Source organism: Mycolicibacterium frederiksbergense (assembly GCF_012223425.1).
Lineage (GTDB): Bacteria > Actinomycetota > Actinomycetes > Mycobacteriales > Mycobacteriaceae > Mycobacterium > Mycobacterium frederiksbergense.
Genome location: NZ_CP038799.1, coordinates 25642 through 41900, shown reverse-complemented (window position 1 = coordinate 41900; position 16259 = coordinate 25642). Strand labels below are relative to the sequence as shown.

The 16259-nt window shown below is 68.7% G+C and carries 17 protein-coding genes; 14 read left to right on the top strand and 3 right to left on the bottom strand.

Annotated features, from left to right (window positions below; translation table 11 throughout):
- Nucleotides 1–48 precede the first annotated feature (48 nt).
- The 3 genes from EXE63_RS03250 (at nucleotide 49) to EXE63_RS03240 (ending at nucleotide 3419) form a co-directional block, all read left to right on the top strand.
- A complete protein-coding gene (locus tag EXE63_RS03250; RefSeq protein ID WP_168140780.1) occupies nucleotides 49–903 on the top strand; it encodes a GNAT family N-acetyltransferase in 855 nt (284 codons plus the stop codon).
- Between the two features lie 86 nt (nucleotides 904–989).
- Nucleotides 990–2825: a penicillin-binding transpeptidase domain-containing protein gene (locus EXE63_RS03245; protein ID WP_168145369.1), complete on the top strand. Its 1836-nt coding sequence runs from the start codon at nucleotides 990–992 to the stop codon at nucleotides 2823–2825.
- Nucleotides 2826–2837: 12 nt separating this feature from the next.
- A complete protein-coding gene (locus tag EXE63_RS03240) occupies nucleotides 2838–3419 on the top strand; it encodes a DUF1707 SHOCT-like domain-containing protein (RefSeq protein WP_105366587.1) in 582 nt (193 codons plus the stop codon).
- On the opposite strand, the gene EXE63_RS03235 is transcribed toward EXE63_RS03240, so the two are convergent.
- Nucleotides 3416–3793, bottom strand: coding sequence for a PaaI family thioesterase (locus tag EXE63_RS03235; RefSeq protein WP_168140779.1), 378 nt, complete (start codon nucleotides 3791–3793; stop codon nucleotides 3416–3418). The genes EXE63_RS03240 and EXE63_RS03235 overlap by 4 nt on opposite strands.
- A gap of 102 nt (nucleotides 3794–3895) precedes the next feature.
- Here EXE63_RS03235 and map point away from each other — a divergent pair, with 102 nt between their 5' ends.
- The 11 genes from map (at nucleotide 3896) to EXE63_RS03180 (ending at nucleotide 13826) form a co-directional block, all read left to right on the top strand.
- Nucleotides 3896–4753 (top strand): type I methionyl aminopeptidase, encoded by an 858-nt coding sequence (map, locus tag EXE63_RS03230; RefSeq protein ID WP_168140778.1) that lies wholly within the window; start codon nucleotides 3896–3898, stop codon nucleotides 4751–4753.
- A gap of 44 nt (nucleotides 4754–4797) precedes the next feature.
- Nucleotides 4798–6240 (top strand): cobyric acid synthase, encoded by a 1443-nt coding sequence (locus EXE63_RS03225; protein ID WP_168145368.1) that lies wholly within the window; start codon nucleotides 4798–4800, stop codon nucleotides 6238–6240.
- A complete protein-coding gene (locus EXE63_RS03220; RefSeq protein ID WP_168140777.1) occupies nucleotides 6237–6896 on the top strand; it encodes a hypothetical protein in 660 nt (219 codons plus the stop codon). Before EXE63_RS03225 ends, EXE63_RS03220 begins: the two co-directional genes overlap by 4 nt.
- Before the next feature lie 64 nt (nucleotides 6897–6960).
- Nucleotides 6961–7536 carry an alpha/beta hydrolase gene (locus tag EXE63_RS03215; RefSeq protein ID WP_168140776.1) on the top strand — a complete coding sequence of 192 codons (576 nt, stop codon included), beginning with the start codon at nucleotides 6961–6963 and terminating at the stop codon, nucleotides 7534–7536.
- Nucleotides 7537–7638: 102 nt separating this feature from the next.
- On the top strand, nucleotides 7639–9003 hold the full coding sequence (locus EXE63_RS03210) for a glutamine synthetase family protein (RefSeq protein ID WP_168140775.1): 1365 nt from the start codon (nucleotides 7639–7641) through the stop codon (nucleotides 9001–9003).
- Entirely contained in the window at nucleotides 8990–9736 is a 747-nt protein-coding gene (locus EXE63_RS03205; RefSeq protein WP_168140774.1) for a gamma-glutamyl-gamma-aminobutyrate hydrolase family protein, read from the top strand. Before EXE63_RS03210 ends, EXE63_RS03205 begins: the two co-directional genes overlap by 14 nt.
- The gene (locus tag EXE63_RS03200; protein ID WP_168140773.1) at nucleotides 9733–11097 is read left to right on the top strand and encodes an aldehyde dehydrogenase family protein; all 1365 of its coding nucleotides are present in this window, start codon (nucleotides 9733–9735) and stop codon (nucleotides 11095–11097) included. The genes EXE63_RS03205 and EXE63_RS03200 overlap by 4 nt, the downstream gene beginning before the upstream one ends.
- The gene (locus tag EXE63_RS03195; RefSeq protein ID WP_168140772.1) at nucleotides 11098–11871 is read left to right on the top strand and encodes a 3-oxoacyl-ACP reductase; all 774 of its coding nucleotides are present in this window, start codon (nucleotides 11098–11100) and stop codon (nucleotides 11869–11871) included.
- Nucleotides 11872–11884: 13 nt separating this feature from the next.
- Nucleotides 11885–12607, top strand: coding sequence for a FadR/GntR family transcriptional regulator (locus tag EXE63_RS03190; RefSeq protein WP_168140771.1), 723 nt, complete (start codon nucleotides 11885–11887; stop codon nucleotides 12605–12607).
- A gap of 20 nt (nucleotides 12608–12627) precedes the next feature.
- Entirely contained in the window at nucleotides 12628–12948 is a 321-nt protein-coding gene (locus EXE63_RS03185) for an ArsR/SmtB family transcription factor (protein ID WP_168140770.1), read from the top strand.
- A 47-nt stretch (nucleotides 12949–12995) separates the two neighbouring features.
- Nucleotides 12996–13826 (top strand): class I SAM-dependent methyltransferase, encoded by an 831-nt coding sequence (locus EXE63_RS03180; RefSeq protein ID WP_168140769.1) that lies wholly within the window; start codon nucleotides 12996–12998, stop codon nucleotides 13824–13826.
- A 2-nt stretch (nucleotides 13827–13828) separates the two neighbouring features.
- On the opposite strand, the gene mtr is transcribed toward EXE63_RS03180, so the two are convergent.
- Both mtr and EXE63_RS03170 read right to left on the bottom strand, forming a co-directional pair.
- A complete protein-coding gene (gene mtr / locus EXE63_RS03175; RefSeq protein ID WP_168140768.1) occupies nucleotides 13829–15223 on the bottom strand; it encodes a mycothione reductase in 1395 nt (464 codons plus the stop codon).
- A gap of 11 nt (nucleotides 15224–15234) precedes the next feature.
- Nucleotides 15235–16236, bottom strand: coding sequence for an alpha/beta hydrolase (locus tag EXE63_RS03170; protein ID WP_168140767.1), 1002 nt, complete (start codon nucleotides 16234–16236; stop codon nucleotides 15235–15237).
- Nucleotides 16237–16259: the final 23 nt, after the last annotated feature.

Here is a 16259-nt window from a genome sequence, read left to right as displayed (position 1 = left end):
CCTGTGAGCGGGGTCACCTGATCCGGCTGGCCCAGAAAGAGTCCACCAATGTCGGCTCCACCGCTGTCACGTGTCACTGACGACCGACAGGTGTCGGTGGTTCGGGACGTGGAACAGGTGCGCGCGGTGCTGGAGACCGATCCGGTCGCGTCGTGCATGGTGGCCTGCCGGGTGCTCGATTTCGGTGTGGACCCCAATGCGATCGGTGGCGAGCTGTGGACTCGCCGCAACCCGGGCGAATCCCTGTGCTACTCCGGGGCGAATCTGATTCCGTTGCGCGGCAGTGCCGATGACGTGTCGGCCTTCGCCGACAAGGCGCTCAGCGGGCCACGCCGATGTTCTTCGCTGGTGGGCCGGGCCGAATTGGTGCTGCCGCTGTGGCAGCGGCTGGAACCGGGCTGGGGGACCGCGCGCGATGTTCGGGCCGACCAGCCGTTGATGGCGCTGGACGGCCCGGCGCTCTGTGCATCCGACCCGTTCGTGCGGCCGGTCCGGATGGAGGAGTTGGACGCCTACCTGGTCGCGGCGATCGAGATGTTCATCGGTGAGGTGGGCATCGACCCGCGCCTGGGCGACGGTGGCCGCAGCTACCGGCGCCGGGTGGCGGGTCTGATCGCGGCGGGCCGGGCCTGGGCGCGGTTCGAGCGCGGCGAGGTCGTGTTCAAGGCCGAGATCGGTTCGCAGTCGCCGACCGTCGGCCAGATCCAAGGCGTCTGGGTGCACCCGCAATGGCGGGGCCGCGGCCTCGGGGCGGCGGGCACCGCCACGGTGTCGGAGGCGGTGCTGCGCGGCGGTCGGATCGCCAGCCTGTATGTCAACGGATTCAACGAGGTCGCCCGGGCCACCTACGCAAAGATCGGTTTCACCCAGGTCGGCACGTTCGCGACCATCCTGCTCGACTGAGCATCTCGGGAGCATCACGGTTCCGTCTCGGTGCGCCTGCGGGAGATGCGGCCGTCACGCTCGTAACATCAGCCACAATGACATCGCTGGCATCAACAACCTCAACAGCATCACGGGCATCGCGCGTGCTGAGCATGGCCGCGATCCTCGTCGCCCTCGCGACGGTTGCTTCCCTCACTGCCTGCACGCCCAAACCGGATGGGCCCGAACCGATTGCCGCGCAGTTCTTCGAGGCGCTGGTCACCGGGGACACGGCCGGTGCCGCTCACCTGTCCGACAAGCCTGCCGAGGCGCAGTCCGCCCTCAACGAGGCGTGGTCGGGGCTGCAGGCCCGGCGGCTGGACACCCAGATCACCGGCTCCAAGTACGCGCTGGACACCGGCACCGTGAAGTTCCGCTACACCTGGCACCTGCCGAAGGACCGGACCTGGACCTACGACGGCGAGCTCAACATGGTGCGCAACGAGGGCCTGTGGCAGGTGCGCTGGAATGCCACCGCGCTGCATCCGGGGCTGGGCGCCAACCAGACGCTGGCGCTGCGCGCCGATCCGCCGGGACGGGCCTCGGTCAACGAGCGCGGCGGCAGCGATGTGCTGGTGCCCGGATACCTCTATCACTACGCGCTGGACGCCAGGGCGGCCGGCGCCGACCTGATGCCCACCGCCCGTGCGGTCGCCGATGCGCTGCGCCCGTTCGACAACACCATGGACGCCCAGCGGCTCGCTGAAGAAGCCAGCTCACGTACCACCCCGCTGAGCCTGATCACGCTGCGCAAATCCGACTACGACCGGGTGTTCCCCGCGATCGCCAACCGGCCCGGTGTGGTCATCACCCCGCAACCCGAGATGCTGGCCACCGACGACACCTTCGCGCCCGCCATCGTGGCGGAGGTCAAGAAGGCCGTCACGCCGGACCTGGTCGGGGAGCCCGGCTGGCGGGTGGTCAGCGTCAATCAGAACGGCGTGGACGTCGCCGTGCTCAACGAGGAGTCCGGAACCCCGGCGCCCTCGGTGACCATCAGCCTGGACCGTGCCGTGCAGAACGCCGCCCAGGACGCGGTGGACATGGTGGGCAAGAAGGCGATGATCGTCGCGATCAAACCGTCGACCGGCGAGATCCTGGCCGTCGCGCAGAACGCCGCCGCCGATGTCGACGGGCCGACGGCCACCATGGGCCTGTACCCACCGGGGTCGACGTTCAAGATCGTGACCGCCGCCGCGGCGCTGGAACGCGATATGGCCACCCCGAACACACTGCTGGGCTGCCCGGGCACACTCGATATCGGCCATCGCACCGTCACCAACTACAACGCCTTCGACCTGGGCACGGTGCCGCTGTCACGGGCCTTTGCGAACTCCTGCAACACCACCTTCGCCGAACTGGCCAGCACCATGCCGCCGCGCGGACTCACCACCGCGGCGGCCCGGTACGGGCTGGGGCCGGACTTCGTCGTCGACGGGGTGCCGACGGTGACCGGATCGGTGCCCCCGACGGTGGATCTGGCCGAGCGCACCGAGGACGGCTTCGGGCAGGGCAAGGTGCTGGCCAGCCCGTTCGGCATGGCCATGGTCGCCGCGACGGTGGCGGCCGGCAGGACGCCGGTGCCGCACCTGATCGAGGGACGCGAGACCGAGGTGAGCGGGCAGACCGGCGAGCCGCTGAGCCCGGAGATCATCGACGGTCTGCGCCCGATGATGCGGCTGGTGGTGACCAATGGCACCGCCAAGGACCTCAACGGCCTCGGCGATGTGCGCGGTAAGACCGGGGAGGCCGAGTTCAACGGCGGCTCGCATGCCTGGTTCACCGGATACCGCGGCGATATGGCGTTCGCAGCGCTCATCGTCGGCGGCGGCAGCTCCGAGTACGCGGTGCGGATGTGCCGCGACATGCTCAACGGATTGCCGCCGGATTATCTGGCCTAATCTGTCTGTGGGATGAACAACGACGACCTCACGACACTGCGGGTGTCCGACGCCGACCGCAACGGCACCCTGCGACGGCTGCACAATGCGGTGGCGCTCGGGCTGATCGACATCGGTGAGTTCGAGGAACGCTCGGCGCTGGTGTCGCAGGCACGGCTGCACACCGATCTGGAAGCGCTCGTCGGTGATCTGCCCGGCCCCGGCGCCATCATCACCTCGGCCGCCGACCGGGTCGAGCTGCGCGGTGTGCTGGGCTCGCTGAAACGTCATGGGGAATGGGTGGTTCCGACCCGGCTGGCGCTGCACCGGCGGATGGGTTCGGTGGATCTGGACCTGACCCGGGCGCGGTTCGCGGGCCCGATGATCGTGGTGGAACTCGACATGCGATTCGGTGGTCTGGACCTGCGTCTGCCCGACGGCGCGAGCGCCTCCATCGACGATGTCGAGGTCGTGGTGGGCAGCGCCAATGACCACCGTCGCGACGCGCCCGCCGAGGGCACCCCGCATATCGTCCTCACCGGAAAGGTGGTGTGCGGTTCGGTGGATATCCGTGGGCCACGCCGGAACTGGAAGCCCGGTTTTCGCCGGTCCTAACGCGGTGCGAGCACCGCGAAGGTCAGCGTCGCGCGCGCGGCGAGCCGGTCGCGGGTGACATCGGTGACATCGACCGAGGTCACGATGAGCCGTTTGCCGGCCCGCACGATTCTGGCCTCCGCGCGGGCGGTGCCCATGATCGGCGCCAGGAAGTGGATGTTGAGATCCGCGGTCGTCACGTCGTACCCGGCCCCGCTGGCATTGCCGGCCAACATGCCCGCCGCGATATCGATGAGCGTCGCGACCAGCCCGCCCTGCAGCGCGCCACGGACATTGGCGAGATCCGGCCGGTTCTCCATCTCCAGCACCAGCCGGTCATCGGTCGATTCGAGCTCCCGGTAATCCAGCCGGTTCAAGATGTGCGTTTCGCTCACCGCCGTACGGTAACACCATTACCACCTGCGGAGAGTGTCGCTCTCCGCGGGTGCGGTGAGCGGCGATACGGTGTCCCGGTGGTCGGCGATTAGGCTGTCGGCATGCCTGTTCGCACGCCCCTTCGGTCCGGTGAGATCTCTCCGACGCTGCCGGTACCCAAGTCCATCCCGCGTCCCGAGTACGCGTGGAAGCCGACGGCGATCGAGGGCCACGAACCGTGGGTGCAGACCCCGGAGGTCATCGAGAAGATGCGGGTGGCCGGGCGGATCGCGGCCGGGGCGCTCGCCGAGGCCGGCAAGGCCGTCGCCCCCGGGGTGACCACCGACCACCTGGACCGCGTCGCGCACGAATACATGCTTGATCACCACGCGTACCCGTCCACCCTGGGCTACAAGGGATTTCCCAAGTCCTGCTGCACCTCGCTGAACGAGGTCATCTGCCACGGCATCCCGGACTCCACCGTCATCGAGGACGGTGACATCGTCAACATCGACGTCACCGCCTACCGCGACGGTGTGCACGGCGACACCAACGCCACGTTCCTGGCCGGTGATGTCGCCGAGGAGCACCGGTTGCTGGTCGAACGCACCCACGAGGCAACCATGCGCGCCATCAAGGCCGTCAAACCCGGCCGGGCGTTGTCGATCGTCGGCCGGGTCATTGAGGCCTACGCGAACCGGTTCGGCTACAACGTGGTCCGCGATTTCACCGGCCACGGCATCGGTGAGACATTCCACAACGGTCTGGTGGTGCTGCACTACGACCAGCCCGCCGTGGAGACCGTCATCGAACCGGGCATGACCTTCACCATCGAACCGATGATCAACCTCGGCGCGCTGGACTACGAGATCTGGGATGACGGCTGGACCGTGGCAACCCGCGACCGCAAGTGGACCGCGCAGTTCGAACACACACTGGTGGTCACCGAGGACGGTGCCGAGATCCTGACTCTCGTGTGAGCGCGCTGCTGATCGCCGGCACCACCTCGGATGCCGGTAAGTCGATGGTGGTGGCCGGGCTGTGCAGGCTGCTGGCGCGCAGGGGGATTCGGGTCGCGCCGTTCAAGGCGCAGAACATGAGCAACAACTCCGCCGTCACGGTCGAGGGCGGGGAGATCGGGCGGGCCCAGGCCATGCAGGCGCGTGCCGCCGGGTTGGCGCCCAGCGTGCGGTTCAACCCGGTGCTGCTCAAACCGGGCAGCGACCGGACATCGCAACTGGTGGTGCGCGGTCAGGTCGCCGGCACCATGGCCGCCGGTGACTATCTGACCAGGCGGCGGCAGCTCGCCGATGTCGTCAACGGTGAATTGGCTGCGCTGCGAACAGAATTCGATGTCGTCATCTGCGAGGGAGCCGGGTCGCCCGCCGAGATCAACCTGCGTGCCACCGACCTGGCGAACATGGGGCTGGCCCGTGCCGGTGAATTGCCAGTGGTGGTGGTCGGCGATATCGACCGCGGCGGACTGCTGGCCCACCTGTTCGGGACCGTCGCCGTGCTCGAACCCGAGGATCAGAGGCTCATCAGCGGATTCCTGGTCAACAAGTTCCGCGGCGATCCGGCGCTGCTGGAGCCGGGCCTGCGCCAACTGCAGGGCCTGACCGGGCGCCCCACCTACGGGGTCATCCCGTACCTGGACGGTCTGTGGCTGGACACCGAGGACTCGCTGTCGGTGCAGGCCGGGCAGAGCCTCGGCCAGCCGGTCACCCCCCGCGGAACCGACTGGCTGACGGTGGCCGCGGTGCGACTGCCGCGCATCTCGAACTCCACCGACGTCGAGGCGCTGGCCTGCGAGCCGGGGGTGGCCGTGCGCTGGGTCGCCGACGCCGCCGAGATCGCCGAGGCCGATGTGGTGGTGCTACCCGGAAGCAAGGCCACGGTGTCCGATCTGGCGTGGCTGCGTGAGCGTGGCCTGGCCGCGGCGGTGCGCGAGCACGCGGCGGCGGGCCGGCCGGTGCTCGGGGTGTGCGGCGGGTTCCAGATGCTGTGCCGATCCATCGAAGACGCCGTCGAATCCGGTGCCGGGGTCCTCGAGGGGCTCGGGCTGCTCGACGCCGACATCGTGTTCGCGCCGGAGAAGACGTTGCGGCACTGGGAAACCCCGCTGCACGGCTACGAGATCCATCACGGGCAGGTCAGCCGCAGTGGCGATGACGACTGGCTGGGCGTCGGGATCCGCCACGGTGCGGTCTACGGCACGCACTGGCACGGTCTGCTCGACAACGACGCCCTCCGGCGCGCCTGGCTGGCCGAGGTTGCCGAAGCGTCGGGCCGCCCCGGTTTCGAGGTGGCCGATGACGTCAGCGTGCTCGCCCGCCGCGACGCCCAGTTGGACCTGATGGCCGATGCGCTGACCACCCACGTCGATCTCGATGCGCTGCTGGGGCTGCTCGACGGTGCTCCGCGACGACCGGTGATCGGCTCGGCGCTGGGTAGCCTGGGGCCATGACGAGACGGCTGCCGGCACTGCTCGCGGTGCTGGCCGCGTTGACCGGCTGCACCAGCACCGTGGGGGGCAGCCCGACGTGGCCGGGGGAGCGTCTGGAACGGGTGCTGCTCAGCTCGGCGGATTTTCCCCCGGGCGTGCAGTTCGACCGCATCATCGAGAACCCCGGTGAACCCGACGGCGCGGGGGCCCCGCCGGCGATGCTGTCCGATCCGCCCGGGTGCAGCGAGGGCTTCACCAAGGTGATCACGGCATCCGCCGAGCGCGGCGCGGGCAGTGCCGCCAAATACACCGTCAGCTATGACGGCGCGCGGATGCTGGTGACCGTGCTGAGTTGGCCGTTGGACATGGCGGGGCTGGAGGCGACCGCGCAGAAGTGCGCGAACTTCAAGACCTACTTCGACCGCAACGCCGCACCCATCCCGATGACCACCCAGCGCCTGGACTCCGAGCGTCCGGACGCGCTGGTGTACCAGCAGACGATGGAGCTCGCCGGCGCGCAGAGCAGTGTCTGGTTCTCCTTCGAGAACGTCGATTCGATGGCCGTCTTCGCCGTCGCGTTCCCGACGCCGAACCCGGCCATCGGAGTCAAAGCCACGCTGCCGCAGACCTTTCTGGACGTCACGGGCAAACAAGCGCAACGTCTGCAGACACCGTGATGGCGCACGTCCGAGACCGGGAAAACGCCTGCGCCGGGCCCGCGGATGTCCTAGCGTGACCCCCATGCCCCCCGAGACCGCTGGGTCCACCGTGACCGTCGACGGTTTTCCCTTTGCCGTCGAGGTCGCGGGCCCGGAGAACGCCGGCGTGGTGGTGCTGCTGGGCTCGGTTCAGCACGCACCGGCCGCCTACGACGCGGTCTGCCAGCGGCTGCACACCGCGTCGCTGCGCACCGTTGTGATCGCCCCCTCGCCACAACTGACGGCGGTTTCAGCTATCGCCATCCTGGACGCCCTGCAGGTGCGCTGGGGCACCCTGGTCGGCGACCGGGTCGGGGCCGAGCTGGCCTGGGAGCTGGCCGCCACCCGGCTGGACCGGTTCACCGGGCTGGTCGTGATCGACCGTGGGCACCCGCGCGCACCCGACGAGGCCGGCGCCGTGCGCGACGAGAACTGCCCGCCGGTGGAGGTGGCCACCACCGCACTGGTGAGCACCGCGGCGGCAGCGAAGGTGGCGCGTGCCAGCCAGCGCTTCGTCTACGGCGACTTCCGGTTGGTCGAGTTGCTCGGGCGGCGCAATGCCGGCGAATCCACCGCCCAGCTGGCCGCCGAGATCGTGATGCGCACCAGCACCTGGTGACGGCGGGGTGCTCTCGCATTCCATTGGTCTGATGGCCTACCTTTAGAGGTGGCGCCGGTTCACCGCCGATCCCGCGCCGTAGCCGACGAGGGAGTGCGCCCCATGGTTGACACCGGAATGCTGTCGCAGACCGATCTGGAACAGCTCGTCGCCGCCCGCGAGATCGACACCGTCATCGTCGCGTTCCCCGACATGCAGGGCCGGCTCATCGGTAAACGGGTGTCGGCGCGACTGTTCGTCGAAGAGGTCGCCGCGCACGGTGCCGAGTGTTGCAACTACCTGCTGGCCGTCGATGTCGACATGAACACCGTCGACGGTTACGCGATGTCGAGCTGGGAAACCGGCTACGGCGACATGGTGATGACCCCCGATTTCGCCACCCTGCGCCTGCTGCCGTGGCTGCCGGGCACCGCGCTGGTGATGGCCGATCTGTCCTTCACCGACGGCAGGCCCGTCCTGGTCTCCCCGCGCACCATTCTGCGCACCCAGCTCGATCGGCTGGCCGAGCGCGGGCTGAGTGCGTTCGTCGGTACCGAGCTGGAGTTCATGGTGTTCGACGACACCTACCGCGACGCCTGGAAATCCGGCTACCGCGACCTGACACCGGCCACCGACTACAACATCGACTACGCGATGCTGGCGTCGACCCGGATGGAGCCGCTGCTGCGCGATATCCGCCTCGGCATGGACGGTGCGGGCATGTACTGCGAAGGCGTCAAGGGGGAGTGCAACCTGGGGCAGCAGGAGATCGCCTTCCGCTATGACGAGGCCCTGGTCACCTGTGACAACCACACCATCTACAAGAACGGTGCCAAGGAGATCGCCGACCAGCACGGTAAATCCCTGACCTTCATGGCCAAGTTCGACGAACGCGAAGGCAACAGCTGCCATATCCACATATCTCTTCGGGGCACCGACGGAGCTGCCGTCTTCGCCGACGAGGACGATCCGGACGGCATGTCGGCGATGTTCCGCAGTTTCGTGGCCGGCCAGATCGCCACGCTGCGCGAGCTCACCTTCTTCTACGCACCGAATATCAACTCCTACAAGCGTTTCGCCGATGGCAGCTTCGCGCCGACCGCGATCGCGTGGGGGATGGACAACCGCACGTGCGCGCTGCGGGTGGTCGGGCACGGCCTCGGGATGCGGGTGGAGTGCCGGGCGCCCGGCGGCGATGTCAACCAGTACCTGGCCGTCGCGGCGCTGATCGCCGGTGGTCTGCACGGAATCGAGCAGGGCCTGGAACTGGGGGACGCCTGCACCGGCAACGCCTACGCCGGTGGCGCGGAGAAGCTGCCGCACACCCTGGCCGAGTCGGCGGCACTGTTCGAGCACTCCGAGGTGGCCAAATCCGCATTCGGCGACGAGGTCGTGGCCCACTACCTGAACAACGCGCACATCGAACTCGCCGCCTTCAACGCCGCGGTCACCGACTGGGAGAGGGTGCGCGGCTTTGAGCGGCTCTGAAGCCAGACCTGTTCTGGGCCTGACCACCTACCTGCAGCGCGCCCAGACCGGCGTCTGGGATGTCGACGCCAGCTTCCTGCCCGCCATCTACATCGACGGCGTCAACCGCGGCGGCGCCACCGCGATGCTGCTGCCGCCGCAACCCGGCGGCACCGAGGCAGCCGACCGAATCCTCGACAGTATCGACGGCCTGATCATCACCGGCGGACGCGATGTCAACCCGGAAAGCTATGGCAGCCAACGGCATCCGACCACCGATGAACCGATGGGCGAACGGGACTCCTGGGAGTTCGCCCTGCTCAATGCCGCGCTGCGGCGCGGGATGCCGGTGCTCGGAATCTGCCGCGGCGCCCAGGTGCTCAACGTCGCGCTCGGCGGCACGCTGCACCAGCACCTGCCCGATGTGCTCGGGCACAGCCGCCACCAACAGGGCAACGCGGTGTTCAGCACCTCCTCGGTGCGCACCGTGCCCGGCACCCGGCTCGCCGCGATCATCGGTGCGAGCTCCGATGCGCAGTGCTACCACCACCAGGCGATCGACCGGCTCGGCGACGGGCTGGTCATCAGCGCCCGCGACACCGCCGACGGCGTCATCGAGGCCGTCGAAATCGACGGCGACACCTTCGTGCTCGCGGTGCAGTGGCACCCCGAGGAGCGGCTCGACGATGTGCGCCTTTTCACGGCGGTGGCCGAGGCGGCCCGCGAATACACCACAGAAAGGGCATCCCGATGAGCACCTCGACGGTCATCAACCCGGCCACCGAGGACGTCGTGGGTGATGTCGAACTGCTCGACGTCGACGCGGTGGACGATGCGGTGGCGCGTGCGGTCGTCGCGCAGCGACGGTGGGCCCGATTGGCGCCGGCCGAGCGGGCCGGCGCGCTGCGGGCCTTCGCCGCGGTGGTCGACGCCCATATCGGTGAGCTCGCCGCCCTGGAGGTCGCCAATTCCGGGCATCCGATCGGGCAGGCCGAATGGGAGGCCGGGCACGTCCGCGATGTGCTGACCTACTACGCGGCCGGCCCGGAACGCCTCATCGGCCAGCAGATCCCGGTGGCCGGCGGCATCGACATCACCTTCAACGAGCCGCTCGGTGTCGTCGGCATCATCACGCCGTGGAACTTCCCGATGACCATCGCGTCGTGGGGATTCGCCCCGGCGCTGGCCGCCGGCAACGCCGTGGTGCTCAAACCGGCCGAATGGACGCCGCTGACCAGCCTGCGCCTCGCCGAGCTGGCCGTCGCGGCCGGGCTGGACCCCGACCTGTTCCAGGTGCTGCCGGGTGCCGGACCGGTCGTCGGGATGCGCTTCGTCACCCACCCGCAGGTGCGCAAGATCGTGTTCACCGGATCCACCGCCGTCGGTACCCGGGTGATGGCCGATGCCGCCGCGCAGGTCAAACGTGTCACCCTGGAACTGGGCGGCAAGAGCGCCAATATCGTGTTCGACGACTGCGACCTGGAACGGGCGGCCGCAACGGCCCCCTACGGTGTGTTCGACAATGCCGGCCAGGACTGCTGTGCACGCAGCCGGATCCTGGTGCAGCGCAACGTCTACGACCGCTTCATGGAACTGCTGGAACCGGCCGTGGCGGGGGTGAAGGTCGGCGACCCGACCTCCCGCGACACCGAGATGGGTCCGCTGGTGTCGCGTAAGCACTGGGAGTCGGTGCGCGGCTACGTCCCCGAGGACGCACCGGTGGCCTTCCGGGGATCGGCCCCGAGCGGACCCGGGTTCTGGTTCCCGCCAACGGTGTTGACGCCGCAACGCACCGACCGGACCGTCACCGAGGAGATCTTCGGGCCGGTGGTCACCGTGTTGGCGTTCGAGGATGAGGCCGACGCCATCAGCCTCGCCAACGACACCAGCTACGGGCTGTCCGGATCGATCTGGACCGAGAACGTGTCACGGGCACTGCGGGTCTCGCGCGCGGTGGAGGCCGGCAACCTGAGCGTCAACTCGCACTCGTCGGTGCGCTACAGCACCCCGTTCGGCGGTTTCAAACAGTCCGGCCTCGGCCGCGAACTGGGTCCCGATGCGCCGCTGCACTTCACCGAAACCAAGAACCTCTTTATTGCGATGGGAGAAATCTAGATGGACCTGACCCAGCGACTCAAGGACAAGGTCGCCGTCATCACCGGCGGCGCCAGCGGTATCGGGCTCGCGGCCGCCAAGCGCATGCAGGCCGAGGGCGCGATCGTGGTCATCGGCGATGTGGACCCGGCCGCGGGCAAGACCGTCGCCAACGATCTGAACGTCCAGTTCGTTCAGGTCGACGTGTCCGATCCGGCCTCGGTGGACAACCTGTTCGACACCGCCTACGACGTGCACGGCGGAGTGGACATCGCGTTCAACAACGCCGGGATCAGCCCGCCCGAGGACGACCTGATCGAGAACACCAGCCTCGACGCCTGGCAGCGGGTGCAGGACGTCAACCTGAAATCGGTGTTCCTGTGCTCGAAGGCGGCGTTGCGGCACATGGTGCCGGCCCAGAAGGGGTCCATCATCAACACGGCATCGTTCGTGGCGGTGCTCGGCTCGGCGACCTCGCAGATCTCCTACACCGCCTCCAAGGGCGGTGTGCTCGCGATGTCGCGTGAGCTCGGTGTGCAGTACGCCCGCCAGGGCATCCGGGTCAACGCGCTGTGCCCGGGCCCGGTGAACACCCCACTGCTCAAGGAACTGTTCGCCAAGGACCCCGAACGCGCGGCACGCCGTCTGGTGCACGTGCCGGTGGGCCGGTTCGCCGAGCCCGAGGAACTGGCGGCCGCGGTGGCGTTTCTGGCCAGCGATGACGCATCCTTCATCACCGGATCGAGCTTCCTGGTTGACGGCGGTATCAGTTCTGCCTACGTCACGCCGCTGTGAGCCAGACCCGGCCATGACCTCCCCACCGGATCCGCAGACGACGTCGGAGAGCCTGCTGCGACCGGTGCGGCTGGGCAACGCCTTCGAGGACACCGTCGCACGGCTGCTGCAGACGATCCGGCTCGGAGTGCTGGCGCCCGGCGAGTCACTGCCACCGGAACGTGAGTTGGCGGCGCGGCTCGGCGTCAGCCGGGACACCGTCCGGGAGGCCATCAAATCGCTGGCCGAGGCCGGCTATCTGGTGTCCCGGCGCGGACGGTACGGCGGCACCTTCCTGGCCGACGAGATACCCAGGCTGGCGCCCGGCACCGAGGATGTCACGCGGGCCGATCTCGACGACGCGCTGCGGCTGCGCGAGATCCTCGAAGTGGGGGCGGCGCGGTCGGCGGCGGGCCGCACGCTGACCGAGGCCGAGCGCGATGAGCTGCGCTGCCGGCTCGACGATGTGCGCGGCGCCGCCCCCGGGGACTACCGACGGCTGGACTCGCGGCTGCATCTGGCGATCGCCGAGGCGGCGGGCTCGGTGTCGCTGGTGCCGCTGGTGGCCGAGAACCGGATGCGGGTCAACACCCTGCTGGACCAGATCCCGCTGCTACCCCGCAACATCGCGCACTCCGACGAACAGCACGAGGCGATCGTGGGTGCCATCCTCACCGGCGACGCCGCTGCGGCGGCCGACGCCATGTGCGCGCACCTGGCCGGCTCGGCGGCGCTGCTGCACGGCTTCCTGGACTGACCGGTACTACATTGCCTGTCATGGAGGATGCGTCGGTGGTGCAGAAGGCGTCATCGGCGCTTGCCGACGTCGACACCTCCGAATGGGCGCGCCGGTTCGATCTGCTGTCGGATCCGCATCGCCTGGAGATCCTGCTCAGCCTGCACCGGGTGCCCGGCATCTGCGTCAGCGACCTGGCCGCCGCGCTGGGACGGTCGGAAAACGCGGTGTCTCAGGCGCTTCGGGTGCTGCGCGGGCAGGGCTGGGTGACCAGCAGCCGGGCGGGCCGTTCGGTCAGCTACCGGCTGGCCGACGAGATCGTGCACGACCTGCTGCACTGGATCGGTGCCGGTCACACCTGACCCGCGAATTCGGACATATCCGGCCGCATTCGGATCACCATGGGTTCATGAACACCACCGAATCCGACGCGGCCGACGCCGACCGCGCCCTCAAGATCAAGCACCGTGCACTGTGGGCATCCGGCGACTATGTCGCGGTCGCCACCGAACTCATCCCCGAACTCGGCCCCGAACTGGTGCGGGCCTGCCGCGTCGGCGCCGGTGACCGGGTTCTCGACGTCGCCGCGGGCGCGGGAAATGCCGCCATCCCGGCGGCGCGGGCGGGGGCAACGGTGACCGCCGCCGACCTCACCCCCGAACTGTTCGCGGCGGGCCGTGCCCGCGCGGCCGCACAGGGCGTGGAACTGGACTGGCAGGAGGCCGACGCGGAGGCGCTGCCGTTCGAGGACGACGCCTTCGACATCGTGATGTCCTGCGTCGGCGTCATGTTCGCGCCCCGGCACCAGCGCAGCGCCGACGAACTGGTGCGGGTATGCCGTCCGGGCGGCACGATAGGGCTGATCAACTGGACTCCAACGGGTTTCATCGGGCAACTGTTCGCCACCATGAAACCCTTCGCGCCGCCGCCACCTCCCGGTGCGAGTCCGGCACCGCTGTGGGGCGATGATGCGCATGTGACCGATTTGTTCGGCGACCGGGTCGCCGATGTCAGCATGCGGCGCCGGACGGTGGTGCTGGATCGGTGCAGCGGGCCGCTGGAGTTCCGCGAGTACTGGAAACGCAACTACGGGCCCACCATCGCGGTGTACGCCTACAACGCCGACAAGCCCGAACAGGTCGCCGCGCTGGATGACGCCTTTCTCGATTTCCTGGCCTCGACCCAAGACGACGGTCGGTGGGAGGCCGAGTACCTCCTGGTCACCGCGACTCGGCGCTGAGCTCAGTCCAGCAGGCCGAGCAGCGCGTTCTCGATCACCTCAGGCAGTGCGGGGTGAATCCAATACTGTCCGGTGGCAACCTCTTTGGCGGTCTGACCGAAGCTCATCGCCTGGATCAGCGGCTGGATGATCGACGATGCCTGATGCCCCATGATGTGCGCGCCCAGCAGCATGCCGGTGCCACGGTCGGCGACCAGTTTCGCGACTCCGGTGTGATCCTCCATGGCCCACCCGTAGGCGGTGGCGCCGTAATCCTGCACCTTGACCACGATGTCGTGGCCGGCCTCGCGGGCCTCGGCCTCGGTGAGTCCGACGGTGGCGATCTGGGGGTCGGTGAAAACCGCCGACGGTACGAACCGGTGATCACTGGCGACCATGCCCGCAGTGTCGTCCCAGTCCCGCAGCAGGTTGTGCCGGACCACCCGCATCTCGTGGTTGGCCACATGCTTGAGCTGATAGGCCGAGGACACGTCGCCCAGCGCCCACACCCCGCGCGCGGAGGTGCGCTGGTACTCGTCGACCACGACCATGCTGTGGTCGAGCTCGATCCCGGCCAGGTCGGCGTCCAGCAGGTCGCCGTTCGGCCGGCGACCGGTAGCCACCAGCAGCATGTCGGCCGCCAACTCGGAGCCGTCGTCGAGCGTCAGCACGATACCGTCGCCGCTGCACGGGCGGGATCCGACGACATTGGTGTGGGGCCGCAGGTCCCATTTGGCCGCTGCCAGATCGCTGAACCGGTGGCAGATCGTCTCATCGCAGTGAGTCAGCATTCCGGGCCCGCGCACCACGATGGTCACTTTGACCCCGAGCGAGGAGAACACGTGGGCGAACTCCGCGGCCACGAAACCGCCGCCCACGATCACCAGATGATCGGGCAGCGCGCTGATCCGCATGATGTCGTCACTGGTGTAGTACCGCACCCCGCAGTCGGTGATGGCCGGGGGCACGACGGCACGGGCGCCGGCGGCGATCACCACCTGATCCGAGCTGAACTCGGCGCCGTCCTCGGTGCGCAGCGTGTAGCGGCCGTCGGCGGTGCCGGTGAACCGGGTGTGGCTGCCGTACACGTCGATGTTGGGCAGACTCCGCTTGTAGGCCTCGCCCCCGGCGGCGATCGGATCGATGCGGCCGAACACCCGGGAGACGATGTCGGGCCAGCGCACCTTGTCGACATGCGCGTCGATGCCGTAGCGCGAGCTCTCCCGCACCGTCTGGGCGACCTCCGCGGCGTAGACGAACATCTTGGTCGGGATGCAGCCGACGTTGAGGCAGGTGCCGCCGAAGGTGCCCTGTTCGCAGATCGCGACCCGCATATCGCCGTACCGGGCGTCGAACCCGGGATCGGGGATGCTGTTGCCCGAACCGGTGCCGATGATGGTCAGGTCGTAGTGCTCCACGCTGGGCCGCCTTATCCGGAATGTGGTGTGGTCGATGACGTCCCGGTCTTGAGATACCAGTCCAGCCAGGTGTCGAGTTCGTGGTAGGCGGTCGCCTTGGGCTCGGCGACCGATAGAAACACATCGTGTTTGGCGTCGGTGATCGGGACCACCGTAAGCCGGTCGCCCACGCAGCCCGCCCAGCGGGCGATCTGCGAAACGTCCAGCACCGCATCGCCGCGCTGGATCAGATCGGGATCGCCGGCCTCGGTGACGCTGCGGTCCGACCGCAGGATCAGGCTCGGCACCCCGACGTCCAGGCCGCGGTGCAGGCGCTTCTGCCCGCGCCGGATCGCGTTGATCCAGCCGAAGGTGACCGGGAATCCGCCTACCGGCTTCCAGTCCAGGTTGTAGTCGAACTCTCCGGCGAAGTCGCGGTGCAGGGTGGTGCCGTACCCACCTGTGGTCGGTTTGCGCACCACCTGCATTCTGCGGAACCGGGCCAGCGCGATGAGCGCCGCCGATGTCGGCGGGGTGCGCAGGATCGCCGGCCCGTGCAGATCGAAGAACGGGCTGTTGAGCACCAGGCCGCTGATCGGGGCCGTCGCTGAGCGCCGGCGCAGGCGGTCCAGCCACAGCGACACGATCAGCCCGCCCGCGGAATGCCCGTACATCAGCACGTCGGCGGCACCGATGGCCTTCAGCGCCGCCTCCAGCGCGCCGTCATAGTGCGCCAGGTTGGAGGTGAAATGCGGGGTCTGGCCGTCCCGCCGGGACCGGCCGCACTTGGGCAGGTCCAGGGCGTAGCAGGCGAACCCACGTGCGGTGAAGTGGTCGGCCAGTTCGGTGTGGAAGAAGTAGTCGGTGTAGCCGTGCACCAACAGCACCGCACGGTCCGGGCGGCGATCGTTCCGCGGCGGTTCACCGCGCGAAATGAGGGTGGCGACCAGGTCGCCCTCCCCATCGGGATCGGCGCCGAGGGCCAGCGGCTGCTGCCAATAGCCAGGTAATACGTCGGGCTCCCAGCCGGTCACGCTAGCCACTGTAGTGACCTGCC

What these genes read in the sequence shown, in the direction of transcription:
- EXE63_RS03250 (WP_168140780.1), top strand. Translation starts at nt 49, where the DNA reads ATGTCGGCTCCACCGCTGTCACGTGTCACTGACGACCGACAGGTGTCG.
- EXE63_RS03240 (WP_105366587.1), top strand. Translation starts at nt 2,838, where the DNA reads ATGAACAACGACGACCTCACGACACTGCGGGTGTCCGACGCCGACCGC.
- map (WP_168140778.1), top strand. Translation starts at nt 3,896, where the DNA reads ATGCCTGTTCGCACGCCCCTTCGGTCCGGTGAGATCTCTCCGACGCTG.
- EXE63_RS03225 (WP_168145368.1), top strand. Translation starts at nt 4,798, where the DNA reads ATGGTGGTGGCCGGGCTGTGCAGGCTGCTGGCGCGCAGGGGGATTCGG.
- EXE63_RS03220 (WP_168140777.1), top strand. Translation starts at nt 6,237, where the DNA reads ATGACGAGACGGCTGCCGGCACTGCTCGCGGTGCTGGCCGCGTTGACC.
- EXE63_RS03215 (WP_168140776.1), top strand. Translation starts at nt 6,961, where the DNA reads ATGCCCCCCGAGACCGCTGGGTCCACCGTGACCGTCGACGGTTTTCCC.
- EXE63_RS03210 (WP_168140775.1), top strand. Translation starts at nt 7,639, where the DNA reads ATGGTTGACACCGGAATGCTGTCGCAGACCGATCTGGAACAGCTCGTC.
- EXE63_RS03200 (WP_168140773.1), top strand. Translation starts at nt 9,733, where the DNA reads ATGAGCACCTCGACGGTCATCAACCCGGCCACCGAGGACGTCGTGGGT.
- EXE63_RS03195 (WP_168140772.1), top strand. Translation starts at nt 11,098, where the DNA reads ATGGACCTGACCCAGCGACTCAAGGACAAGGTCGCCGTCATCACCGGC.
- EXE63_RS03190 (WP_168140771.1), top strand. Translation starts at nt 11,885, where the DNA reads ATGACCTCCCCACCGGATCCGCAGACGACGTCGGAGAGCCTGCTGCGA.
- EXE63_RS03185 (WP_168140770.1), top strand. Translation starts at nt 12,628, where the DNA reads ATGGAGGATGCGTCGGTGGTGCAGAAGGCGTCATCGGCGCTTGCCGAC.
- EXE63_RS03180 (WP_168140769.1), top strand. Translation starts at nt 12,996, where the DNA reads ATGAACACCACCGAATCCGACGCGGCCGACGCCGACCGCGCCCTCAAG.